This is a genomic window from Chryseobacterium balustinum (assembly GCF_900168205.1).
In the GTDB taxonomy this organism is placed as follows: Bacteria; Bacteroidota; Bacteroidia; order Flavobacteriales; family Weeksellaceae; genus Chryseobacterium; species Chryseobacterium balustinum.
The window spans coordinates 1-23,284 of record NZ_FUZE01000004.1 but is presented as its reverse complement, the minus strand read 5'-3'; the positions used below and the strand labels follow the sequence as shown (position 1 = coordinate 23,284).

The 23,284-nt window shown below is 31.7% G+C and carries 22 protein-coding genes and 1 riboswitch; of the genes, 9 read left to right on the top strand and 13 right to left on the bottom strand.

The window, feature by feature from the left end; genetic code table 11:
* Positions 1 to 92: 92 nt before the first annotated feature.
* The 8 genes from B5X64_RS07230 to B5X64_RS07195 all read right to left on the bottom strand — a co-directional run bounded on the left by B5X64_RS07230 (position 93) and on the right by B5X64_RS07195 (position 7,603).
* Entirely contained in the window at positions 93 to 1,382 is a 1,290-nt protein-coding gene (locus B5X64_RS07230) for a cryptochrome/photolyase family protein (protein ID WP_079464596.1), read from the bottom strand.
* Entirely contained in the window at positions 1,369 to 2,061 is a 693-nt protein-coding gene (locus tag B5X64_RS07225; RefSeq protein WP_079464595.1) for a lycopene cyclase domain-containing protein, read from the bottom strand. The genes B5X64_RS07230 and B5X64_RS07225 overlap by 14 nt, the downstream gene beginning before the upstream one ends.
* Entirely contained in the window at positions 2,062 to 2,520 is a 459-nt protein-coding gene (locus B5X64_RS07220) for a sterol desaturase family protein (protein WP_079464594.1), read from the bottom strand. It lies immediately after the preceding gene.
* 1 nt (position 2,521) lies between these two features.
* Positions 2,522 to 2,983, bottom strand: a complete 462-nt coding sequence (locus tag B5X64_RS07215) for an SRPBCC family protein (protein ID WP_066679971.1) — start codon at positions 2,981 to 2,983, stop codon at positions 2,522 to 2,524.
* A gap of 17 nt (positions 2,984 to 3,000) precedes the next feature.
* Positions 3,001 to 3,837 (bottom strand): phytoene/squalene synthase family protein, encoded by an 837-nt coding sequence (locus B5X64_RS07210; RefSeq protein ID WP_079464593.1) that lies wholly within the window; start codon positions 3,835 to 3,837, stop codon positions 3,001 to 3,003.
* A gap of 9 nt (positions 3,838 to 3,846) precedes the next feature.
* Positions 3,847 to 5,313, bottom strand: coding sequence for a phytoene desaturase family protein (locus B5X64_RS07205; protein ID WP_185120014.1), 1,467 nt, complete (start codon positions 5,311 to 5,313; stop codon positions 3,847 to 3,849).
* A 2-nt stretch (positions 5,314 to 5,315) separates the two neighbouring features.
* Positions 5,316 to 5,987 carry a MarR family winged helix-turn-helix transcriptional regulator gene (locus B5X64_RS07200; protein WP_079464592.1) on the bottom strand — a complete coding sequence of 224 codons (672 nt, stop codon included), beginning with the start codon at positions 5,985 to 5,987 and terminating at the stop codon, positions 5,316 to 5,318.
* Positions 5,988 to 6,175: 188 nt separating this feature from the next.
* Positions 6,176 to 7,603, bottom strand: coding sequence for a helix-turn-helix transcriptional regulator (locus B5X64_RS07195; RefSeq protein WP_079464591.1), 1,428 nt, complete (start codon positions 7,601 to 7,603; stop codon positions 6,176 to 6,178).
* Between the two features lie 290 nt (positions 7,604 to 7,893).
* On the opposite strand from B5X64_RS07195, the gene B5X64_RS07190 reads away from it, so the two are divergent.
* On the top strand, positions 7,894 to 9,702 hold the full coding sequence (locus B5X64_RS07190) for a hypothetical protein (RefSeq protein ID WP_079464761.1): 1,809 nt from the start codon (positions 7,894 to 7,896) through the stop codon (positions 9,700 to 9,702).
* A 387-nt stretch (positions 9,703 to 10,089) separates the two neighbouring features.
* Here B5X64_RS07190 and B5X64_RS07185 read toward each other — a convergent pair whose 3' ends face one another.
* On the bottom strand, positions 10,090 to 11,385 hold the full coding sequence (locus B5X64_RS07185; protein WP_079464590.1) for a voltage-gated chloride channel family protein: 1,296 nt from the start codon (positions 11,383 to 11,385) through the stop codon (positions 10,090 to 10,092).
* 27 nt (positions 11,386 to 11,412) lie between these two features.
* Positions 11,413 to 11,478: riboswitch (Fluoride riboswitch) on the bottom strand.
* 184 nt (positions 11,479 to 11,662) lie between these two features.
* Here B5X64_RS07185 and B5X64_RS07180 point away from each other — a divergent pair.
* A complete protein-coding gene (locus B5X64_RS07180; protein ID WP_079464589.1) occupies positions 11,663 to 12,607 on the top strand; it encodes an aldo/keto reductase in 945 nt (314 codons plus the stop codon).
* Positions 12,608 to 12,667: 60 nt separating this feature from the next.
* On the opposite strand, the gene B5X64_RS07175 is transcribed toward B5X64_RS07180, so the two are convergent.
* Positions 12,668 to 13,249 (bottom strand): MBL fold metallo-hydrolase, encoded by a 582-nt coding sequence (locus tag B5X64_RS07175; RefSeq protein WP_249414644.1) that lies wholly within the window; start codon positions 13,247 to 13,249, stop codon positions 12,668 to 12,670.
* Positions 13,250 to 14,055: 806 nt separating this feature from the next.
* Here B5X64_RS07175 and B5X64_RS07170 point away from each other — a divergent pair.
* From B5X64_RS07170 to B5X64_RS07145, 6 genes are all read left to right on the top strand, one after another.
* Positions 14,056 to 14,679, top strand: coding sequence for a TetR/AcrR family transcriptional regulator (locus B5X64_RS07170; RefSeq protein ID WP_079464588.1), 624 nt, complete (start codon positions 14,056 to 14,058; stop codon positions 14,677 to 14,679).
* A gap of 88 nt (positions 14,680 to 14,767) precedes the next feature.
* Positions 14,768 to 15,853, top strand: coding sequence for a DNA polymerase III subunit gamma/tau (dnaX, locus tag B5X64_RS07165; protein WP_079464587.1), 1,086 nt, complete (start codon positions 14,768 to 14,770; stop codon positions 15,851 to 15,853).
* Positions 15,854 to 15,930: 77 nt separating this feature from the next.
* On the top strand, positions 15,931 to 16,476 hold the full coding sequence (locus B5X64_RS23010; RefSeq protein ID WP_079464586.1) for a hypothetical protein: 546 nt from the start codon (positions 15,931 to 15,933) through the stop codon (positions 16,474 to 16,476).
* Positions 16,477 to 16,826: 350 nt separating this feature from the next.
* A complete protein-coding gene (locus B5X64_RS07155; protein WP_079464585.1) occupies positions 16,827 to 17,906 on the top strand; it encodes a chorismate mutase in 1,080 nt (359 codons plus the stop codon).
* A 101-nt stretch (positions 17,907 to 18,007) separates the two neighbouring features.
* A complete protein-coding gene (rsgA, locus tag B5X64_RS07150; protein WP_079464584.1) occupies positions 18,008 to 18,934 on the top strand; it encodes a ribosome small subunit-dependent GTPase A in 927 nt (308 codons plus the stop codon).
* A 333-nt stretch (positions 18,935 to 19,267) separates the two neighbouring features.
* Positions 19,268 to 19,684: a nucleoside-diphosphate kinase gene (locus B5X64_RS07145; protein WP_079464583.1), complete on the top strand. Its 417-nt coding sequence runs from the start codon at positions 19,268 to 19,270 to the stop codon at positions 19,682 to 19,684.
* Between the two features lie 404 nt (positions 19,685 to 20,088).
* On the opposite strand, the gene rpe is transcribed toward B5X64_RS07145, so the two are convergent.
* Both rpe and chrP read right to left on the bottom strand, forming a co-directional pair.
* The gene (gene rpe / locus B5X64_RS07140; protein ID WP_066680780.1) at positions 20,089 to 20,739 is read right to left on the bottom strand and encodes a ribulose-phosphate 3-epimerase; all 651 of its coding nucleotides are present in this window, start codon (positions 20,737 to 20,739) and stop codon (positions 20,089 to 20,091) included.
* A 101-nt stretch (positions 20,740 to 20,840) separates the two neighbouring features.
* Positions 20,841 to 21,917, bottom strand: a complete 1,077-nt coding sequence (gene chrP / locus B5X64_RS07135; protein ID WP_079464582.1) for a chryseobasin maturation metalloprotease ChrP — start codon at positions 21,915 to 21,917, stop codon at positions 20,841 to 20,843.
* 52 nt (positions 21,918 to 21,969) lie between these two features.
* Here chrP and B5X64_RS07130 point away from each other — a divergent pair, with 52 nt between their 5' ends.
* On the top strand, positions 21,970 to 22,677 hold the full coding sequence (locus B5X64_RS07130; RefSeq protein WP_079464581.1) for a DUF4294 domain-containing protein: 708 nt from the start codon (positions 21,970 to 21,972) through the stop codon (positions 22,675 to 22,677).
* A 21-nt stretch (positions 22,678 to 22,698) separates the two neighbouring features.
* On the opposite strand, the gene B5X64_RS07125 is transcribed toward B5X64_RS07130, so the two are convergent.
* A complete protein-coding gene (locus B5X64_RS07125) occupies positions 22,699 to 23,115 on the bottom strand; it encodes an NUDIX hydrolase (protein WP_079464580.1) in 417 nt (138 codons plus the stop codon).
* Positions 23,116 to 23,284 lie beyond the last annotated feature (169 nt).

The following is a 23,284-nucleotide window of genomic DNA, read 5'->3' as shown; positions in this document are numbered from 1 at the left end:
TAACTAATTAGTTACAAATACTATGCCCCGCATCATTTATGTGGTACCTAATTTAAATGAATTTTCGAGTTTTTGTTTTTTGAAAATGAAGATTATTCTTTTACCGCTTTTTTATAAGTTTCCAAGGCTCTGTTTCTGGCAAAAGTATGTTCTACAATTGGTGTAATTTCCGAATAATTTTCAGGAAGCCATTTTTTGATATATTTTTGGTCTTTATCAAATTTTTTAGTTTGTTCGCTAGGATTAAAAATTCTGAAATAGGGTGCTGCATCGCAACCGCAACCTGCAGCCCATTGCCAATTTCCGTTATTGGAAGAAAGCTCGTAGTCTAGAAGTTTTTCGGCAAAATATGCTTCACCCCATCTCCAATCGATGAGAAGATGTTTAGTGAGAAAGCTTGCAACAACCATTCTTACTCGATTATGCATAAATCCGGTCTCATTGAGCTGTCTCATTCCTGCGTCTACAATGGGATAACCAGTTTTTCCTTCGCACCAGAGTTTAAATTTGTCTTCATTATTTCGCCATTGAATGTTTTCGTATTTTTCTTTAAAACATTTTGTGACAACTTTTGGAAAATGATAAAGGATCTGCATGAAAAATTCTCTCCAAATTAATTCATTCAGCCATGTTTCGTTATGTTCCGAAGCATATTTTACACATTTTCTTACCGAAATTGTTCCGAATCGCAAAGCAATTCCTAATCTTGTTGTTTGGTCTAAAGCCGGAAAATCCCTGTATTTATCATAATCTTCTATAATTTTTTTATCTAAAACAGGTTCAACGAAAACCATATCTGTTTTTTTAAAACCAATTTCCTTAAGACTATGAATATTTTTAGCTTTAAATTGGTGAAAGTTTTCAAAATTAATTTTAGTGGAATTAATTTCAGTCTGATACAATTTTTCTTTCCATTTTTTGGAAAAAGGAGTAAAAACCGTGTAAGGCAAACCGTCGCTTTTTACAATTTCATTTTTTTCAAAGATGACCTGATCTTTAAAGCCTTTAAATTCAACATTATTTTTTTGTAAAAAATCGTAGATTTCTTTGTCGCGATTTATTGCTTGTGGTTCATAATCACGGTTGCAGAAAACAGTTTCAACATCAAATTCGTTGATGATGTCTTTAAAAATATCAATAGGCTTACCGAGATAAGTTCTAATTCCGGATGTATGATTTTTTAGTTCATTATTGATTTTTTCGAGCGCCTGATGAATGTAATCTAATCTTCGGTCTGATTTATTTTCAAGCTGATCTAAAATTTCGGTGTCAAATATAAAAATTGGAAGTACTTTCTGGTCAGATTGTAATGCAGCATTGAGAGCAGTATTATCAGAAAGCCTCAAATCTCTGCGAAACCAGAATATATTAATTTTGCTCATCTTTTTTAAATTTTTGAAAGAAGAAAAGATTCCACAGAATCATTTCGTAACCATACACTGTATCTTCAATAGGAATCGTTAAAATTCTGAAACCTATAAAATCTTTTGGGTTGTAATTAACAATGGGAGAATCGAGTCCGGTTCCGGTGAGAATTCCGTTTACGGCTAAAAATCCGGGCATCAAAATCAAATAAATAAAAGAAGCTTTACCAATCCATTTTACTTTCAAAACAAAATAGAGAATAATTAGAGTGATTGCTGTCGTTAAAAAAGTAACGAAAGAATATATTTTATCTCTAAATAGAATAGCCAAAATCAGGCAAGAAATAATTGAAATAAGTACAAAAACCTTTTCAACAGAAGGTTTCCAGTCTAGTTTAAAGAATTTATCTAAACAAAAATACGTAAATACACATGAAAATGGAATGCAGATAAAAAACAATAATTCCTCAATCGGAAGTCGGAAAAGTCGTTTGCCAATTAAATATTTATCATTAAACCACCAAACTCCATTTGCGGTGAACCAAACATCCCATGCAATAAAAAATAGAGCAACAATGATTGAGGAAAGCAAAAAAGCTTTAAAATGCCTGTGAAATTTAATTTTCGGATGAAAAGAAAATATAAAACAGATAATTATCGTGAAAAAGTTAATTGCTAAATACGTGTACTGCCACATTTATGCTTTATTTTTATTAAAAAACATTTTGAAATACTTCACAGGAACCCAGAGAAAACCAAAGCATTCGCCATGCTCTTTTCCTGTATGTTTGTGATGCTGTTTGTGACCTCTTCGAATGGCCAGTAAATAAGGATTTTTTGTATTCTTTAAAATCTTAAAACGCTGATGAATAAAGATATCGTGTACAAAAAAATAAGCCATTCCATAGATCGTTATTCCAAGAGCGATATAGAAATAAATATTGAAATTATTAATCGTTCCATAGTACATTAATGCAATTGTGGGAATAGCGAAAATGGCGAAGAAATAATCATTTCTTTCCATATGTCCTTCGTTGCTGTGATCGTGATGATCTCGGTGAAGCGTCCACAAAAAACCATGCATAATGTATTTGTGAACTAACCAGGTAATTCCTTCCATCATAAAAAATGTAGCTACAACAATTAAAAAATTCATTCTATTTTTTATTAAATGTTTCTTCTAAAATTTTAAATCGGTAATCGAAAATATGTTCCAATTTTTTCTTTACCATTACACTGTGTGCAATTTCTCCTAAAAACCCGAAAGGTAATTCGTAACTTACGGTATCCATCATCAAAACACCTTTATCGTTCAGAATAAATTCATGAAAATGATTCCATAGTTTAAATGGACCTTTCTTCTGAAAGTCTGTAAAGCTTTTCTGAAAATTAACTTCCGTAATTTCGGTTTGCCAGTTTAGTTTTATTCCCAAAAGAGGCGAAACATAATAATCAATCAGCATTCCCTCATAAATTTCAGCATCAGAAAGCTGAGTTCTCACCACAAAGTTCATATCTTTCGGAGTAATTTCTGAAAGATTATTTGCCGAAGAGAAAAATTTCCAGGCAGTTTGTATATCGCAATTAAGTTGTTGTTGACGCTGAAGTTGATGTACCATTTTTTAGATTTATATTTTTAGAGAAAAGACATTTTGTATTGCACATAACTGCTCATCATCAAAGAAAATTTTCTACCGTTTGATATTCTGATTCTTTGATTGATAATTTTATTGGCAGAGGTTTTTTTTATTTTTCTGAAAAGAGAGATGTAATATCGATAAGCCAGATAAACACCAAATCTTGAAGAATTCGGAAGTTTTTTGATGCCTTCTAAAGCTTCTTCAAATTCGGCATAAATTTCTTTTTCAATTTGAGACTTTACCACATTATCAAAGTAAGAAATATCAACATTTGGAAAATAAGTGCGTCCCAAAATCTGATAATCATCTTTCATATCACGAAGAAAATTTACTTTCTGAAAAGCTGAACCCAGTTTCATTGCAGAAGGTTTCAGTTCATTATATTTTTCTTTATTTCCATCTACAAAAATATGAAGACACATTAAGCCGACAACTTCTGCAGAACCGAGAATATATTCTTTATAAAGTTCAGAGTCATAATCGATTTTCTGTAAATCCATTTCCATACTTTTAAGAAACTGATTAATCAACTTTACATCGATTTTGTATCGGTGAATAGTCTCCTGAAATGCCTGCAAAATTGGGTTTAAAGAAATTTTTTCTTCTAAAGCCTGATTGGTTTGCTCACGAAATCTAGCTAAAAGAGTAGTACGATCAAAACCATGAAAGCTGTCGACAATTTCATCCGCCAATCTTACATATCCGTAGATGGCGTAAATAGAATTTCTTATTTTTGGGGACAGTGCCAAAATTCCCAAAGAAAAACTCGTGCTGTATTGTTTTGTGGTTTGTTTGCTTATCTTGTAAGAAAGTTCATCGAAAAGTTTTTTCATATTCTTTGGTTATTTAGTTGCTTCGGTTGCGGCTATTTTTCCTGAAATAATTGAAGGAGGTACTCCCGGTCCGGGAACGGTGAGCTGACCTGTGTAAAAAAGATTTTTTACTTTTTTATTTCTTAGTGAAGGTTTCAAAACTGCGGTCTGATTCAGCGTGTTGGCTAAACCGTAAGCATTTCCTTGATACGCATTGTAATCTTTTTTGAAATCATTGATGCAATAGCTCTTTTTATAGTCGATTTTTGATAAAAGATTTGATGATTTGGTATGTTTTTCAAGCCTCTCAATCATTTCGAGAAAATATTTTTCTCTGATTTCTTCGTTATCTTCAATTCCTATTGCGATTGGCAATAAAAGAAATACATTTTCGCAATTTTCAGGAGCTACATTTTTATCTGTTTTTGACGGACAACAAGCATAAAATAAAGGTTTTGTAGGCCATTTTTTATCTTCGTAAATTTCAGAAGTATGAAGTTCGAGATCGTTTTCAAAAAATAAAGTATGATGTTTTAGATTCTGAATTTTTTCGTTAAATCCTAAATAATAAATAAGACAGGATGGTGCGAAAACTTTTTTCTTCCAATAATCTTCATTGTAATTTTGATATTCTTTTTGAATTAAATTCTTTTCTGTATGATGATAATCCGAAGAAGCAATTATGCTATCAAACTCAATTTCTGAACCGTTGACAACAATTGATTGCGCTTTACCATCTTTAATTTTAATTTCATCAACATTTGAATTTAAATGAAACTGAGCGCCTTGTTCTTTTGCAATTTCAGACATGGCTTCAATGACTTTATAAAAACCTCCCATCGGATACCAGGTTCCCAATTTATAACCGCCATAATTCATTAGACTGTATAAGGCTGGAATATCTTTTGGTGCGGCTCCGAGAAAAATAACCGGAAATTCCATTAACATAATCAGTTTAGGATTTGAAAAATATTTTCTTACAAAACGATGGAAATTTGATAATAAATCAAGCTTTAAAGCACTTTTAGCAATCTTAGGAGAAACAAATTCAAACCATGAATGACAAGGTTTGGTCACGAAATCTTTCATGCCGACTTCATATTTATACTTTGCGTCTTCCATGAACTCGTCCAGCTTTTCGGCTGCTCCTTTTTCAATATTTTCAAAAAGATCTCTCATTTCTGAATAATCTTGTGGAATTGCCATAATTCCGTCAGAGAAAACCATTTCAAATTGAGGGTTTAAGGATATCAATTCATAATAATCTGATGAAGTTTTCCAAAAATCATTAAAGAAATCTTCAATAATATCTGGCATCCAATACCAACTTGGCCCCATATCAAAAACATAACCATTATCGGTGGTAAATTGTCTGGCTCTTCCTCCCAAACTGTTGTTCTTTTCAAAAATATGAACTTCATGACCGCTTTTGGCTGCATAAGCTGCCGCAGATAGCCCTGAAAACCCTGAACCGATAACCGCTATTTTTTTAATCATACTTAATTATCATTAAATGAATTTTCTCTAAAGACCGTATCTATTAAATTTGCGCTGTCAATATTTCTGCCAAAAATCGGATTATGGAAATGATCAAGTTTATGTAAAAGTTCAATTAGAGTATATTTTTCCTCTTCATTAAGATTACCACTAACAATTTTAGTGGCATTTCGGATGTTTGCCATTTGTTTTTCAAGCGCGTCGAGCCCTTTTTGAGTAATTGCAATAATTTTTGTTCTTTTATCTGTTTTAGAATCTGTTTGTTTTACCCATTCATTTTTAATTAAACGAGTAATGATGAGGTTTCCGACAGGTTTATCTTGAATATTTTTTTTAATTAATTCGGTTTTTGACATTTCACCAAAAGATTTTAAATTAATTAGGTAGATAAATTCTTCCTGAGTCGAAAATTCTGAACCGGCAATCGCAGATTTTGAATATGTTTTTGCATAACGATTCATATGAACGAGCAGAGTGCTGATTACGCTTTCTGGACTTCTTCCACTTTCTTTTCCTTCCCAAACAATATTTTTTTGAGTAGGAGTTTTCTTATTTTGATGATGCTGAACCCAGGTTTTAAATCCTTCAATATCAGAAGTGTATTGTAGTTTTTTGTTTTCAGAATCAAATTGTTCAAGCAATTGAATTACGTCTTTTGCTAAATTATAATTCATGTCTAAATTATTTAAATAGTACACAAATATACTTATTTTAATTCATATAAAATATTTGTAAACTAATTTAGATTAAACAAAAAAATAAGACTTTGAAAAATCAAAGCCTTACTCTTCTGAATTTAATTACTTTTTTACGATTTACATCTCTTAATTTACATTACAAGGCAATAGAGAAAAAATGAAATTCAAATTTGATCTATCCAATGATAGATGTCGACATTCTGAGGAATATCTAATTTTTTTCTAATTCGGTATTTCTTATTCTGAACCGTTCGTGTTTCTATAAAACTGATTTTAGCAATTTCTTTGGTGGTCAATTTCATTTTTAAAAGGGCACAGAATTCTATTTCTGATTGTTGTAAATCTGTACTTTTTGCTAAGAGCTTAGACGAAAAATCAGGATAGATATTCTCAAATGCAAAAATAAACGCAGGATCTCTTTTTTCTAAAAGCTCCATCAAATCATGATACGCTTCACTGAGATTGATTTCCGGCTTTATTTGATTTTCATTTATCGTTTCATGCTTTTTTTCACCTTTTCTTTTTATCGTAAAAAAGAGAACTGTAGCAATAGCTGCTAAAGCTGGAACAACCCAATACCATAAATCATTTTGAGAATTTTCATGTTCTTTTTTATCTTTATTGATAACTTCCTGCAAAGAATTGTATTTACTTTTCAAAGCTTTCAGCTCGTATTGCTCAATTTTATTTCCGTAAAAATTTATACTGTCATTTACTTTGAGAATTTCATAAATTTCTTTTAGAGAATGATATATCTGATTGGTGTTAATTTCAGTTCCGGTTTTTTTGCTGATAAGAAGTGCTTTGTGGAAGTTTTTTAAAGCACTTTCATAATTTCCTTTATTCTTATAAACTTTTCCGATTACAGAGTAATTATCAATCATCGATTTGTCGTCAATAATATCTCCAGGCTTTATTAAAATTGATTTTTTAGCATAATGATAAGCCGAATCAGCATTTATCTGGCTGTAAATATTTGCGAGATTAGCATAATTTAGATACTGAAAATTATCACGTTCGTATTTGTTTTTTAATTGTTTTCCGCTTTCTATTTGCTCATATATTTTTTTTGCAGCTTCTTTAGGTTGATTTTTATCTAAATATATATTGGCAAAACTGCTGAGTACATTAGCTTTTGCATAGAAAATTCTTTCGCTGTTTGCATTACCTTTCTGCAGAATCTTGTAAGCAGAGTTAAGGTAGGCAATCGCTTTATCAGGGAATTTGTTGATAGAATATATTTCTGCAATATAAATATTAGACATTGCTTCAAAATAAATATCTTTATACAAACTCGATTTTTTTCTAAGATTTTCACTGGTGATGATCAGGCTGTCCATCATATTTTTACTATAAAAATACCTACACTTCCTATCGAGAATTTTCATCTCTGAAATAGAATCTTTCAAAATTACAGACTGCTTAAGAAGTTTGTTTAGCTCTTTATATGCTTCATCAATATTAACTTTATAAAGCTTGGTATTGTTGCTGATTTTGGCTTTCAGCTCTTTGGCGGTCAGTTTTTGCTGGGCGGTAGCCAAAAAACTTAAAAATATAATAAGTAATAAGAGTGTTTTTCTAAACTCAAACATTATTAAGTGATAAAATATTTATGGAATTAAAAACGTAAATTTAATAAATATAAATTTAAAAAAATGCCAAATTGTTATGATTTTTAACAATAAAATCACAAATACATAATAATTTGTATAATTATTTTATTTTAAATATTGTACAGCATTAGATTGGTATTTAAAATTATTATTTGTTGCATAGTGAGGTTTAAATTTTTACATTTGCCAAGAATTTAATACAAATTCACAGGTTTTCAGATCATTATCACTTTCATAGAAATATGAGAGTAAATTTATTGTTTAAAATAATGATTAATAAACCTTTACACAGTTTTCATATTCCCGTTATGGGATTATCTTACACGATAGACAGCCCTATTCGTGTTGCACAATACGGAATTTCTTCAGTTATATCGATCATCGATGACGAAATTGTAGAAAAAATGAAAAATTTCTACAGCAAAAAATTCAATCTTAATTATTTTGGAATTTCTTCTAAAACAGAAGATTGCAGAGCCAAAAGAATTAAAGATTACCTTGATATGATGGATGATATTGTCACAGAAAAGTTTGAATCTTTTAAAGATGAAATTTCTAAAAATACCGATGCTCTGAAGAATTTTATGACCATGCTTCCCAATACTTCAGAATTAAAAACCGGACTTCAGAATATTCTAAATCAAGGTGATTCTATAGCTTTAAATATTAAAAATTTTGTTGAGAAAAATCTTTCTCCCGGAAGTATCGATGTCAATATTATGACAAAGGTTGATAAAGACAATTATCGTAATAATGAACAGCTTCCTGTGATTTACAATGATGCACATGCTTCTCTCAGAGGATTTGCCAAAAGTAAAATAACTTCTTCAATGGTGCTTTCTGCAGGGATGAATCCTCGTTTGTACAGTTATATCGAAGAGTTTAATGACTTCTTTCCAGACTCTAATAATTATATTAAAAAGAAGATCATTCTTAAAGTAAGCGATTTCCGTTCTGCAATGATCCAGGGAAATTTTTTGGCTAAAAAAGGACTTTGGGTTTCAGAATACAGAGTAGAGTCCGGACTTAATTGTGGTGGCCATGCTTTTGCGACAGAAGGTTTGCTACTTGGCCCAATCATGGAAGAGTTTAGACTGAAAAAAAATGAATTGATTTCTTCGTCGCATTCTTTAATGATTAAAGCGCTTGAGCAGAAGGAAAAATATATTCCGACTAAACCTTTAGAAATGAAAATTACGGTTCAGGGTGGGGTAGGAACTTCTGAAGAACATGATTTTCTTCTTGAAAATTATCAGGTTGACAGTATTGGTTGGGGGTCGCCGTTTTTATTGGTTCCCGAAGCAACATCAGTAGACCGTGAAACACGAGATCTTTTGGCGAAATCAAAGCAAAATGATTATTACCTGAGTAATATTTCTCCGTTGGGAGTTCCATTTAATACAGTGAAAGGAACTTCAAATGAAATTTTGAAACATTATAAAGAATCAAAAAATAAATTCGGAAGTTCATGTCCTAAAAAATTATTGGCATTGAGCAAAGAGTATTCTCCAGAAGGAATTTGTACGGCTTCAAAAAAATATCAGGACATTAAACTGACGGATCTTGAAGCTGTAAAAAGTGAAATCACTCAGAAACAATTCGAATCCAGAAAAAAAGAAATCACTGATAAAGCTTGTCTTTGCGTAGGTTTGGTAAATTCAGCATATTTAGAACAGGGAATTGAAATAAAAGGGGAGAAGCAAGGAGTTGTTGTTTGTCCGGGACCGAATTTGGCTTATTTTGACAAAGAAGTTTCCCTCTCGGAAATGATTCAGCATATTTATGGAAATAGAAATATTCTTCCTGAAACCGAGCGACCGAATATGTTTATTAATGAGCTAAAAATGTATGTAGATCATTTAAGAAAAGAGATCTTAGATCTTTCAGGAGAGCTGACCAATTCCCAAATTAAAAAATGGAAGGCTTTTAAAGCTAATCTTTTTGAAGGAATAGCGTATTACGAAACTCTATTTAGAACAACTTCTTTCTTTGTTAATGATAAAAATAAGATTCAAAAACAATTAGAAGGTTTTAAAATAAATTTAGATGAAATTATGATCCCGGAATTACAAAAATAAATTTTGTTACTAAGGCCGAAACTAGGTAATTTCGGTCTTAGTTTCTATTGGTTATCTCATTTTGTACAGCAGGCAGATAGTATTGCGATATGTGCAGCTAAGTTTGCGACGAGGTCAGACGCATTTGCACAGCGAACAGTTGAGTTTGCGATGAGGTCAGATGCATTTGCATAACAAACAGATAGATTTACACGGTTAACAGTTTCTATTGCGAAATGTACAGTTGAGTTTGTGACCAGTACAGATGTATTTACACAACAAACGGATGATTTTGTAAAGTGTACGGATAAGATAGATGAATTTACAAGCAGAATGAGTGGATGACAAAAAATATTTTGATTCTTTGTGGTTAAAAAATGTCATGTATTAAACTTGCTTTTAGATATTTTAAAGATACTCCTCCTTTTTCCAATATCTTTTGTGCTTAGACTTACCAAGAATTTGACTTTTATAAATACTGTTTTGTCCGGAAAATAAATAAGAAACAACACACGCAATGATCACATACACTCCGCATTCTATTCCAAATAATTCAAAAGCCATTATGCTGCATGCGATCGGTGTATTGGTAGCTCCGGCGAAAACTCCCACAAAGCCCATTCCTGCTAAAAGTGCTAAAGGCAAGGGAATAAAATATCCAAGTGCATTTCCTAAAGTTGCACCAATAAAAAATAGAGGAGTTACTTCACCGCCTTTAAAACCCGAAGCCAAAGTGATGATCGTAATGATTGCCTTTAATGCAAAATCATAAGCCGGTAGCTGTTGTGAAAAAGAATCCAAAATTGTAGGAATTCCTAAACCGAGATATTTTGTTGTTCCCATTAACCAAACTGATAATAAAACGATAATTCCTCCAATCAAAGGCCGCAGTGGCGCATAAGAAATTTTAGATTTAAAAAAATCTCCGATTTTATGAATGGTCTTACTGAAAAATGCGGCACAAACACCGAAAAATACACCGGCAATAACAGCGTATACAATATTTAAAAATGAAATTGAAGGTGCAAAATTGATTATATATTCAGTGTGATGAGTGTTTAATGATTTTGTGATTAAATCTGCAATAAATGATGCGAAAATTGCTGGAAATAAAGCTTTATATTTTATTTTTCCCGTAAGAGAAACTTCCAACCCGAAAATTGCTCCGGCTAAAGGCGTCCCGAAAACCGAACCAAATCCTGCTGCAATTGCTGATATAATTAAAATTCTCTTATCATCAGCTGAAAGTTTTAATGGTTTTGAAAATTGGTCCGCAATTGCTGCTGCCATTTGCAAGGCTGTTCCTTCACGCCCTGCAGAACCTCCAAAAAAATGAGTAATCATTGTTCCCAAATAGACCAATGGCGCCATTTTAAAGGGGATTGTCTTTTTAGACTCGCGAATGGTTTCTAATAATATATTGTTTCCGGCTTCAACATCTTTTCCAAAATAATGATAGAGTAAACCAACTAGAAATCCAGCTAAAGGTAAAAAAGCAATAATCCAAAGATGGTTTTCTCTGAATTGCGTTGCCCACTCTAAAGTTTGTAAGAAAAAAGCGGAAGCACATCCGACCAAAATGCCAATAATTGCAGTAACGAAAAGCCATTTCATTACAAAAAATACAGAAGGACATTTTCTGAAAAATATTTGAATTAAAATAGTAAGAATTCTAAAAACTGATTTTTTATTTTTTTTAAACATAATAACCTGATTAAATGGTAAACATTCAACTAATCAGGCGCCATCAGCTTTTTAATGCGGTTTGGTAAGGAAGACACCATTTCCTTTATTTCGAAAGAACAAATTTAAGACAAATATCTTGTTCATAAATAATCTGACTTTGAGATTCTTTTTAAAATTTTTTCAATCGAAATTTTCTATTGGCTGCATTTTTATTAAAACTGAATTCCAGAGCTGTTTTTAACAGGTTGTTTCATAAATTAGCTTTACTTTTTAAATGTTATACAATCTATAATTTATGGAAAAAATAAAAATAAAAAATACTGACCTTTTGGTAGCGCCGATAAATTTTGGAGGAAATGTTTTTGGTTGGACTTTAGACGAGAAAAAATCTTTTGATATTTTGGATAAGTTTACAGCCGGAGGTTTTAATTTTATTGATACTGCCGATACGTATTCTTGGTGGGTAAACGGAAAAGGCGGTCAGTCGGAAGAAATTATCGGAAAATGGATGAAAGAAAGAAATAACCGAAATGATGTGGTACTTGCAACAAAGGTGGGTTCAGAAACAAAAGAACATGGTTTTGATATTAGTAAGAAACATATTTTAAAATCGGTAGATGAATCTTTAGCTCGACTTCAAACTGACCATATAGATCTTTATTATACCCATTTTGATGACGGGAAAACTCCAGTTGAAGAAACGTTAGAAGCGTATGATGAAATTATTAAAGCCGGAAAAGTAAGATATATTGCTGCATCAAATCTTTCACCTGAAAGGTTGAAAGAATCTTTTGAAGTTGCCGAGAAAAATAATCTTCCTAAATACGTTGCATTACAGCCACATTACAATTTGCTTGAAAGAGAAAAATTTGAATCTCAATACGCTGATCTTGTGAAAGAATATGATCTGAGTGTATTTACCTATTGGTCTTTGGCTGCCGGTTTTCTTACCGGAAAATATCGTAATGAGGATGATTTAAAGAAAAGTGCAAGGGGAGAAGGGGTGAGGAAATATTTAGATGAAAAAGGTCTTAATGTTTTAAAAGCTTTGGATGAAATCAGTGCAAAACATGAAACGACTCAGGCTTCTGTTGCGTTGGCTTGGCTTCTGGCAAACCCATTAGTGACCGCTGCGATTGTAAGTGCAACGAGCGAGTCTCAATTGAAAACTTTATTTGCTGCTCCTGAATTAAAATTGAGTTCTGAAGATGTGGAGCTTCTGAATAAAGTAAGTCAATAAATTAAAAATTTAGCATAAAAAAACTCCTGTAGATCTAATTAGCAGGAGTTTTTTTATTTTTTAAAATTGCAATATGCTTTTTTCAAGATCGTGATAAAGAAGAACTTTCCAGTTATTTTCAATAGCTTCTTTTTGCCATTCTATCCTAAGTTGCATTGCTTTTTTACCATCAAAATCGCTTTTGTAAGCTAAGTGATATTTCAGATAAGACTCTTGCGGAAGGTTGTCTGCTACATAAAAAACAGTTTCATTATTCTCCGTAATTTTAAAGATTTGCATAAAATGAGTGTGCCCACCAACAACTTCATAATAAATTTCATCATTAATTTGTCCCTGATCATCATCCATCCAAACAATATTGGGTTGTTGAATGAGTGCTTCTAAAATTTCAAAATCAAACGACGGGTTTCCACGGCTTTCAAAAGCGAAATCAAGCTCTCTTTTTTGAATATAAATTTTAGCATTCGGGAAATTAGGTTCAAATCCATCATCTGTTTTTATTAAAGTACCATTGATATGGTCTTTATGCAAATGAGAAAGCAAAACCTTTGTAATTTGACTGGTCTTAATATTTTCTTCTTGTAAAATTTTATTTATAATCAGTTTATTCTCTATGTTTTTCCAACCGAAGCCTGCGTCAATAAGGATATAATCGTTTTCTGTAATGATTAAAAAGGTTGAATAGACATTCTTATTCCTTTAGCTTCAGGTTTTTCTTCAAGAATTTTAAAGTTTTTAAACTTGTCGGCTACAAAATTGTCTTCTTTTAGAGGGATGATTTTCATTTAAGTTTACATTATGTACTGATTTTTAAATAATAAATTCAGTTTACAGTTGCAAAGATACATTTCGTGATAATTATGAAAATAAAAATGAACAACAATATTCTGTTCACAAAAAAAAATAAAATTGTGAACCGGAAATTACTTTGAAAATTGAAGTTGGCACTAAACATGTAACAGTACTGCAAATACAGTAAAAAAAACAATAAATATCTTTTGAGGATTTATGATTTGATATTAAAAAAAATTGTAATTTTAATTAAGGATATTAAAAGATTTTAATTCTCAATATTACATGTTTAATAATGGATTTGTTTTAATTTTTTCACTTAAGTGGCATTAATTTTATCTATGTGATACTATTATTTTGTTATTATTGAATAAGTGTTATTGTTTAATAATTGTCATTTGATTAGGATGTAGTATTTTTGCACTTTTTATTTGAAAAAAAATTAAAGATTAAAAATATTTGTTTGTTTTTTTTGCAGACCAAAAACCGGATGATGAAAAAAATCGTATTTATTAAAATATATCTTACACAATTCTCACATAAGAGATGTATATTTGTTAGACAAGCTTGTTAAATCTTTTGTAAACAAAAGATTAGATGTTGTGTAAGATTTTTAAATATTAAATTAATTGCTTTTAGCAAAATAAATTGAAACGATGCCTAGAAAAGTTGTACAAGGTCCGATTAGAGACAAAGAAAAAACAAAACAAAAACTACTCAATGCAGTAGGAAAGATTTTGAAAACGAAAGGATATTCAGGATTAATGGTAAGCAAGATTGCTGCTGTTGCTGGTTTTGATAAAAAACTAATCTATGAATATTTTGGAAGCACAGACAAATTAATCGATGAATACATTAAATCTCAGGATTACTGGAGCCGATTTGAACCGGATGGTAATGTTGATTTGTCTGATGGAGGAAGAGAAATGTCTAAATTGGCAATTCTTAACCAGTTTGAAAGTTTGAAGAAAAATAAAGAACTTCAAAAGATTTTAGTTTGGGAAATGTCTGAAAGTAGACCTATTCTTAAAAAACTTTTAGATCAGAGAGAAGAAGTAGGAGAAGAGCTTTTCAAAAATATTACAGATCCTCATTTTGGGGACAAAGCTGAAGAATACAGAGCAATTACTGCGATCTTGGTAGCCGGAATTTATCATTTGAATCTTTACACTGGTCACAACGGAACTACTTTCTGCGGAATAGAGATGAAAACTGAAGAAGGAAGAAAGAAAATTGAAAAAGCTTTGGTAGACATTATCGACTTCGCTTACAATAAATAATAATTTGTTGCCCAAATGTAAAGTATAGTTTTTTAAAATTTGAAAGCTAAAATTTTCAAATTAAAACTATATTTCTTACTTTTGGGCAATGGAAAATTTTATCGTATCTGCAAGAAAATACCGTCCTCAACAGTTTGATACTGTTGTTGGGCAATCTCATATTACAGATACTTTAGAACACGCCATTGAAGAAAACCAGTTGGCACAGGCGCTGTTGTTTTGCGGTCCGCGTGGCGTAGGCAAAACTACATGTGCCCGAATTTTAGCAAGAAAAATCAACGAAAAAGACGGTTCTGTCTCAGAAGATGGTTTTGCATACAATATTTATGAGCTCGATGCAGCATCCAATAATTCTGTTGATGATATTCGTGAACTGATAGACCAGGTGCGTTTTGCACCTCAGGTTGGTCAGTACAAAGTGTATATTATTGATGAGGTTCACATGTTGTCTTCTGCAGCGTTTAATGCTTTTCTTAAAACTTTAGAAGAGCCACCTGCTCATGCTATTTTCATCTTGGCAACAACCGAAAAGCATAAAATTATTCCGACTATTTTATCACGTTGTCAGATTTATGATTTTAAAAGAATCACCATTCTTGATATTCAGAATCATTTGAGAGGGATTGCAGAAAAAGAAAATGTAAAGTACGAAGACGATGCATTGTACCTGATTGCCCAAAAAGCAGATGGCGCATTAAGAGATGCTCTTTCAATTTTTGACAGGCTTTCTACCTTTTCTCAAAAAAATATTACTCTTGCGAAAGCGGCAGAAGTTCTCAATATTTTAGATTATGATCAATATTTAAAAATTGTTGATTTTGCTAAAGAAAATAAAATTCCTGAAATACTTTTTGCTTTTAATGAAATTGTAAAAAAAGGTTTTGACCCCCATTTATTTATTGCCGGACTTGGAAATCATTTCCGAGACTTGATGATGGCTCAAAATTCTTCAACAATAGATTTAATTGAAGTAGGCGAGCAGACTAAAGTAAAATTTGTTGAGCAGGGACAAAAATGGAGTCCTCAAAATCTCATCGACGGAATTGAAATCTGTAATCATGCAGATATTAATTATAAGAATTCAAAAAATCCTAGACTTACTGTAGAAATTGCTTTGATGCAACTATCGTCTCTTTCAGCCCCTGGCGAAATAGCTAAAAAAAAAAGTTTATAATACTAGCTCCCTTCCTTCAGGAGAAACAGGAAATTAAATTACCTACTCAAACTCTTGAGAAAAAAGCTGAAGTTGAAGTGAAAACTCAGCCTCAAGCAATACCTGAACAATCTTCACAAGCTGTTGCCAAAGCTTCAAAGCCTTTATCAAAACCTAATATTTCGTCAGGATTTAGTATTAATTCTTTTTTAACTCAAGAAGAAAAATCCACCGAAGAAGCTGAAAAAATAGTTGTCATTAATACTGATAATCTTCCAGAGCATCACTTCACCGAAACTGATGTTCAGTATGAGTGGACAGAACTTTTAAAACAACTCCGTACCAAAGATCCGGTAATTTTTAATGCTATAAAAGCTTTTAAACTTCATAAAATAGATGAAAAAATTATCCAAATCTCTTATCCGTCAGACTCTGCAAAAGTAGAATTTGATAAAATAAGTATTGAATTTTTTAACCATTTCAAACATAAAGTAAGCAATCATTCTATCGTTTTTGAATTTAATAAAGACCACGAAAATCTTAAGATTGAAATCATGACGAAAAAGAAAATCTTTGAGAAATTTATTGAGATGAATCCTCTTTTAAAAGATTTGGATGATTTAATGAGGTTTGATTTGTCATAATTTTATATATTTGCTGAATATTTACAAAGACAAAGATAAATACAGTATAAAAATTGGAACATTCCAAATTTACATATACACCTGATTTTACTCAAACAATCAGTTTTACACCTGCTTATTTCTTAAGCGGTTATCTTTCTTTTGCTACATTTTATTATAGAAATTTCAGAAGTTATTATCGATTTTATTGGTATAGCTAATTTAATTTCTTTCTTAAAAAATATAAGGATTCAATCTTAGATTCCTGATTTCACAACAATTTTTGAACGACATTTTTTTGAAAGAATTATAAAGTAATTTTATAATAAATATACTATTGACTCTAATTTTAAATATAAATATAAAACAATATGAATTTAAGAGATTTGGAAAACAGCTGGATTAATCAGTTTCAGCAGCCACTTATTATTGCAGGACCATGTAGCGCAGAAAGCGAACAACAAATGCTGGAAACTGCCAAAAGAATTAAAGAAACCAACGCACAGGTTCCTATTTTCCGTGCGGGAATCTGGAAACCGAGAACGAAACCTAATGGTTTTGAAGGTGTTGGGGTAATTGGTTTAAACTGGTTAAAAAAAGTAAAAGAAGAATATGGCTTCAAAACTGCAACAGAGGTTGCCAATGCTCATCATATAGATGCTGCATTGAAAGCAGATGTTGATATTTTGTGGATCGGTGCGCGTTCTACCGTAAATCCTTTCACCGTTCAGGAAATTGCTGAAGCTTTAAAAGGAACTGAAAAAATAGTTTTAGTTAAAAATCCTGTAAACCCTGATTTAGCCTTATGGATTGGTGCTTTAGAAAGACTTTTAGGTCAGGATATCAAAAACTTAGGTGCGATTCACAGAGGTTTTTCTACGTACCAAAAAACAAAATACAGAAATAACCCAAACTGGCAAATTGCTTTAGACTTCAAGAGTCAGTTTCCTAATATTCCAATTTTGATTGATCCTTCACATATTTGTGGAAACCGTACCGGATTGGCAGGAATTACTCAGGAAGCTTTAAATGTAGGTTACCAAGGTGCTATTATTGAATCACATTGTAATCCTGATGAAGCCTGGAGTGATGCTTCGCAGCAGATTACGCCGGAAGTGTTAGGCGAAATGATTTCTAATCTTAAAATTAGAAATACCGGTTTGGCAGGTTTTGATGATGAAATGGGAAGACATAGGACTTTAATTTCTGATTTGGATTTTCAGGTTATCGAATTGCTTTCTCAAAGAATGAAAATTTCTGCAAAAATCGGAAAACTGAAAAAAGAAAATGATATTGCTATTTTTCAACCAGACCGTTGGAAAGTAATTACTGAATATGCTGCTCAGAAAGCTTCAGAAACAGGGATGTCACAAGATTTTATTGAAAAAGTTTTCAAAGCAATTCATGAAGAGTCGATTGAGGTGCAAAACAATATTATGATTAATAAATAGGTTTTAAAAAAGATGATAGGGTTTAGAGTGTATGATTCATTAATCTGATACAACTAAATCCTATTATCTAAAACCTAATTCCTTATATTTGCAGTTATCGTATGAAAGGAAAAATCATTAAATCTACAGGAAGTTGGTATCAGGTTTTGGAAACAGAAACCGGAGATATTTTTGAAGCGAGAATTCGTGGAAAATTTAAATTGATAAAAACCAGACTTACCAATCCGTTGGCCGTTGGTGATTTTGTTGAATTTCAGTTGGAACAAGACGACGTTGCATGGATTACAAAAATTGAACCCCGCAGAAATTATTTAATCCGAAAATCTGTAAATCTTTCAAAAGAAGCACATATTATTGCATCAAACATTGATTTGGCGTGTTTTATTTTTACATTAAAACATCCTGAGACTTCTCTCGGTTTTCTTGACCGTTTTCTTGCTTGCTGCGAAGCATATAATATTACACCACTTATTTTATTTAACAAAATGGATGTTTTGTCAGAAGAAGAATCTGAAATTGTAAAAGATATTGAATTTCTATACAATGAAATCGGATATGAAACATTGGAAATATCTTCTTATTCTAAACTTAACTTGGATGATCTGGTTGAAATACTGAAAGATAAAACATCTGTATTTTTTGGACACTCAGGTTGTGGAAAGTCTACATTGGTAAATGCGATGCAGCCGAATCTTAATTTGAGAACATCTGAAATTTCGGATACTCATTTAAAAGGAAAGCATACTACTACTTTTGCGCAGATGCATTTTTGGGATTTTGGCGGAAATGTAATTGATACCCCCGGCGTACGTGAATTTGCCATGATTGACATTGAAAAAGAAGAAGTGCAACATTATTTCCCTGAGATATTCAAAAAGAGGAAAGAGTGTAAATATCATAATTGTATGCATGTGAATGAGCCAAAGTGTGCCGTTTTGGAATCTTTAGAAACTGGTGAAATTCAAGCTACAAGATATTCTACCTACGTTAAGCTTATGGATGAAGCGGAAGAAAACGCTCGTATCTAAGTAATTCTTATCTTATTTTAAAAAATTCAATTATTGCTTTAATTCATTTTGAAGCAATAATTTATTGTACCTATTTGTATATTGTTTTACAATTGCGAATTTTATAATTAAATTAACTTTTTATTATAAATAAAAAAACCCAGCCGAAGCTGGGTAAAAACTAATAACCATGAAAACTCAAATTAAACATGAGAATCGAATTAGTAATAACAATTACCGTGCCAAAAATGTTTTTAAAATTTCTTAATAAAAGTTATTTAATGTTAAAATTAAATTAAAATTATTTTTTGGATATTTTTTGTAATTTTGCGCCATTAAAAAAAATATACGGTTATGTCAAACATTACATTTACAATGATTAAGCCAGATGCGGTTGCTGACGGTCATATTGGAGCTATTTTAGGCAAGATTTCAGAGGGTGGGTTTAAAATCAAAGCTTTGAAATTAACTCAACTTACTGTTGCTGATGCTAAAAAATTCTATGAAGTACACGCGGAAAGACCTTTTTACGGAGAATTGGTTGATTTTATGAGCTCAGGTCCAATCGTTGCTGCAGTTTTAGAAAAAGATAATGCAGTTGACGACTTTAGAACTTTAATTGGAGCTACAAATCCTGCTGAAGCAGCTGAAGGAACCATCAGAAAAATGTTTGCTAGAAGCATTGGAGAGAATGCAGTGCATGGTTCTGATTCTAACGAAAATGCATTAATTGAAGCTCAATTCCATTTTTCAGGAAGAGAGATTTTTTAATTAAAACTTTACGAAAAAAAATCCGGAAATTATTCCGGATTTTTTTTTGATATTATTTTGAGGGGTAATTATCTGTCATTTTGTCTTTCTAATAATCATTTAAAAAATGATTATTCAAAATTAATTTTATTTAGATTTATTCTAATTAAATATATTTTGTTTGTTGTTTTATTAATTTAATTTGCGATATGTTTAGAAGAAAAACTAAAATAAATGCTTATTATTTAAAATTTCAGTGTTTTTACGGATAGGTTGGTGTTTTATATTTTACCATCTTTATGCTAATAAAAACAGAGAATCATATTTTTCTGATATCCGAATCAAAAACAGTGAAAACTAACAACCATATAATTACTCTCTCAGCAGTGGGAAGAAAGGCAGTTGATTAAACTGCCTTTTTTTATTTAAATTTTTAAAAGCTCGATTGTTTTTTCAGGATTTTCTGTTGAGAAAACAGCATTTCCTGCAACTAGAACATCAGCACCTGCTTCAAATAACTTAGATGCATTATCTAAATTTACTCCACCATCCACTTGAATAAGCGCTGTAGAGTTATTGCTTAAAATAAGGTCTTTGGTCTCAGCAATTTTCTTGTAAGTATTTTCGATAAATTTTTGACCTCCAAATCCGGGGTTTACACTCATTAATAATACCAAATCTACATCTGCGATAATATCTTCCAACATCAAAACCGGAGTAGAAGGATTAAGAACAACTCCAGCTTTTGCGCCTTTACTTTGGATAAGATTGATTGTTCTGTGAAGGTGTGTGCAAGCTTCGTAATGTACAGAAACAAGATCTGCCCCATAATCGATAAATTCTTCAACATATTTTTCAGGTTCTACAATCATTAAATGTACATCTACAAATTTCTTTGCGTGTTGTTGGATTGTTTTCATCACCGGAAAACCGAACGAAATGTTAGGGACAAATCTTCCATCCATTACATCAATGTGTAACCAGTCGGCTTGAGAATTGTTTAGCATTTCAATGTCTCTTTGCAGATTCCCAAAGTCTGCAGATAAAAGGGAAGGAGCAATAAGCTTCGTTTTCATTTTTACTTTACTTAGATATTAGATATTATTAGAAGCTAAATATTAGAAATCAATCATTAGTTTTTAAACTAAATTCTAAGATCTAATTTCTAACTTCTTTTTTAATGATATTTCAGTTTCATTTCTGGTTTTATCTTCAGAAGTGTTTCGTAAATCAGTTGAATCACGTTTCCGACATCTTCTTTAGAAACCATTTCTACTGTTGTATGCATGTAGCGCAAAGGTAAGGAAATCAAAGCACTTGGTACGCCACCATTAGAATGAGCGAAAGCATCTGTATCTGTGCCTGTTGCTCTGCTTGCTGCTGCTCTTTGAAAAGGAATTTTTTTGGTTTTTGCAGTGTCAATAATCAGTTCTCTGATCGTGTGATGTACACTTGGAGCGAAAAATACAACCGGACCGTCCCCACATTTCTGATCGCCTTCTTTTTTCTTTTCAATCATTGGTGTTGTTGTATCGTGAGTAACATCTGTAACGATTGCAATATTAGGTTTTATAGTATCTGCAATCATATCTGCACCGTAAAGACCAACTTCCTCCTGTACCGAATTGGTGATGTATAAACCGAAAGGAATCTGTTTTTTATTTTCTTTTAAAAGTCTTGCAACTTCTGCAATCATAAATCCACCGATTCTGTTATCTAAAGCTCTGCAGACAAAATAGCGGTCGTTCATTTCGAAAAATTCATCAGGATAGGTAATCATACATCCGACGAAAATTCCCAAATCTTCAACTTCCTGTTTTGAGATTGCTCCACAATCGATAAAAATATTGTCAATTTTCGGAGTAGGTTCATTTTGGTTGGCGCTTCTTGTGTGAATTGCCGGCCATCCGAAAACTCCTTTTACAATTCCTTTTTCACCATGAATGTGAACGACTTTAGAAGGTGCAATGGTTTGGTCTGAACCTCCGTTTCTGATTACATAGATTAATCCGTCATCGGTAATATAATTAACGTACCAAGAAATTTCATCGGCATGTGCTTCAATTACCACCTTGAATTCTGCTTCAGGATTGATAATTCCATAGCAGGTTCCATAATGGTCAACTTCTACTTTATCTACGTATGGAGTGATATAGTCCATCCAAACTTTTTGTCCGTTATGTTCATAACCTGTTGGCGATGAAGTGTTTAAATATTTCTCTAAAAATTTCAAAGATTTCTTTTCGAATTTCATATAAAGGGAATGATTTTTGTTGTCAAATTTTGTTATAATACGTGTAAAAATAATGAAATTTCATAAAATTGCCTGCCTTTTTCTCTTGTTTTTTGTGATTGGTGTTTATGGGCAGCAGAAAGATTCTATAAGTATAAAGCCTCTCAGTCAGTATCCGCCGGAAGAACTGAGAACAGATGAGTTTGGTAATAAATATTATTATGATGCAAGGCAAAAAGCTAAATTCTACGAAATCAACGGTGAAGCTGTTGTTGTGATGGATGAGTTGGTGCTTTTAAATAAACCAAAATTCAATAATCAACTCGATAAAAATTATTACTTTTTTCTAAATAAGAAATTATATAGAGTTTATCCTTTATTTCTAACTGCTTTGCAACAATATAGAGATATTCAGGGCGAAATGAATAATTTGGATAGCGCTGCCAAAAGAAAATATGTAAAAGACAGACAAAATATGTTGGCTGACCAGTATGAAAAGCAATTGCGGGACTTGACGACAACTGAAGGTCAGGTTTTTGCTAAATTAATGAATAGAGGAACTGGGAAAAATGTTTTCGAAATCATTAGAGAATTACGCGGTGGATGGAGTGCATTTTGGTGGAATGTAAAAGGGAAAATGGCAGATATTGATTTGAAAGAGCCTTACAATCCTCATAAGAATAGAACGGATGAGTTTTTAGAATCACTTTTGCAATCCAACTGGAATTCTGGTTATTTACAACCGTATCCCGGAGCAAAAGATTTTAAAGTATCTAGATAACTAAAAAATTCCTGTAAATATTTACAGGAATTTTTCTTTCAGTTTATCGAAAACAATTTTATCGATAGGCAGACTAAAAGGATTCTCTGTTGAGTCAATAGAAACCCAGTCTATTTTTTCAATGCAAGGATCAAGAATAATAAAATCTTCTTCATTAATTATGTTTACCATATAATATATAGTAAGAAGCTGTTCGTTTTCCTTGAAACGCGAAACCAAAAAATCTTCCTGCGTATAAAGATGTTCTACAACTTCTATATGTACGTTTAGCTCTTCTTCAAATTCTCGCTTCAGGCAATCTGTCAATCCTTCTCCGTATTCTAATCCACCGCCCGGAAATTTCATTAAGGCTTCACCTGCATATTCTTCAAAAAGCGTAAGAACTTTTTTGTCTTTTACAACGCATGCATAAACTCTTACATTAATATTGTCAATCATAGATAGTATTTTGCTTAGCTAAAATAGGAAAAATAGTTAGAAGTTTAGAGTTGTGGATTATGAGTTTTAACAAAAAAGCTGTTTAAACTAATTTGAAATTTAACCACAAAAGGAACAAAAGATAATTATAAAGCTATTATTAATAATCAAAGTTCTCAAAAGAATAAAA

Bases quoted from the DNA above. Each gene is read 5' to 3' on its own strand.
- B5X64_RS07180 (WP_079464589.1), top strand. From the start codon at position 11,663: ATGGAAAAAATAAAAATAAAAAATACTGACCTTTTGGTAGCGCCGATA.
- B5X64_RS07215 (WP_066679971.1), bottom strand. From the start codon at position 2,983: ATGGTACATCAACTTCAGCGTCAACAACAACTTAATTGCGATATACAA.
- B5X64_RS07200 (WP_079464592.1), bottom strand. From the start codon at position 5,987: ATGAATTATAATTTAGCAAAAGACGTAATTCAATTGCTTGAACAATTT.
- B5X64_RS07145 (WP_079464583.1), top strand. From the start codon at position 19,268: ATGTCAAACATTACATTTACAATGATTAAGCCAGATGCGGTTGCTGAC.
- B5X64_RS07205 (WP_185120014.1), bottom strand. From the start codon at position 5,313: ATGATTAAAAAAATAGCGGTTATCGGTTCAGGGTTTTCAGGGCTATCT.
- B5X64_RS07190 (WP_079464761.1), top strand. From the start codon at position 7,894: ATGATTAATAAACCTTTACACAGTTTTCATATTCCCGTTATGGGATTA.
- B5X64_RS07220 (WP_079464594.1), bottom strand. From the start codon at position 2,520: ATGAATTTTTTAATTGTTGTAGCTACATTTTTTATGATGGAAGGAATT.
- B5X64_RS07230 (WP_079464596.1), bottom strand. From the start codon at position 1,382: ATGAGCAAAATTAATATATTCTGGTTTCGCAGAGATTTGAGGCTTTCT.
- B5X64_RS07130 (WP_079464581.1), top strand. From the start codon at position 21,970: ATGAAATTTCATAAAATTGCCTGCCTTTTTCTCTTGTTTTTTGTGATT.
- rpe (WP_066680780.1), bottom strand. From the start codon at position 20,739: ATGAAAACGAAGCTTATTGCTCCTTCCCTTTTATCTGCAGACTTTGGG.
- rsgA (WP_079464584.1), top strand. From the start codon at position 18,008: ATGAAAGGAAAAATCATTAAATCTACAGGAAGTTGGTATCAGGTTTTG.
- B5X64_RS07155 (WP_079464585.1), top strand. From the start codon at position 16,827: ATGAATTTAAGAGATTTGGAAAACAGCTGGATTAATCAGTTTCAGCAG.
- B5X64_RS07170 (WP_079464588.1), top strand. From the start codon at position 14,056: ATGCCTAGAAAAGTTGTACAAGGTCCGATTAGAGACAAAGAAAAAACA.
- chrP (WP_079464582.1), bottom strand. From the start codon at position 21,917: ATGAAATTCGAAAAGAAATCTTTGAAATTTTTAGAGAAATATTTAAAC.
- dnaX (WP_079464587.1), top strand. From the start codon at position 14,768: ATGGAAAATTTTATCGTATCTGCAAGAAAATACCGTCCTCAACAGTTT.
- B5X64_RS07185 (WP_079464590.1), bottom strand. From the start codon at position 11,385: ATGTTTAAAAAAAATAAAAAATCAGTTTTTAGAATTCTTACTATTTTA.
- B5X64_RS07225 (WP_079464595.1), bottom strand. From the start codon at position 2,061: ATGTGGCAGTACACGTATTTAGCAATTAACTTTTTCACGATAATTATC.
- B5X64_RS07210 (WP_079464593.1), bottom strand. From the start codon at position 3,837: ATGAAAAAACTTTTCGATGAACTTTCTTACAAGATAAGCAAACAAACC.
- B5X64_RS07195 (WP_079464591.1), bottom strand. From the start codon at position 7,603: ATGTTTGAGTTTAGAAAAACACTCTTATTACTTATTATATTTTTAAGT.
- B5X64_RS07125 (WP_079464580.1), bottom strand. From the start codon at position 23,115: ATGATTGACAATATTAATGTAAGAGTTTATGCATGCGTTGTAAAAGAC.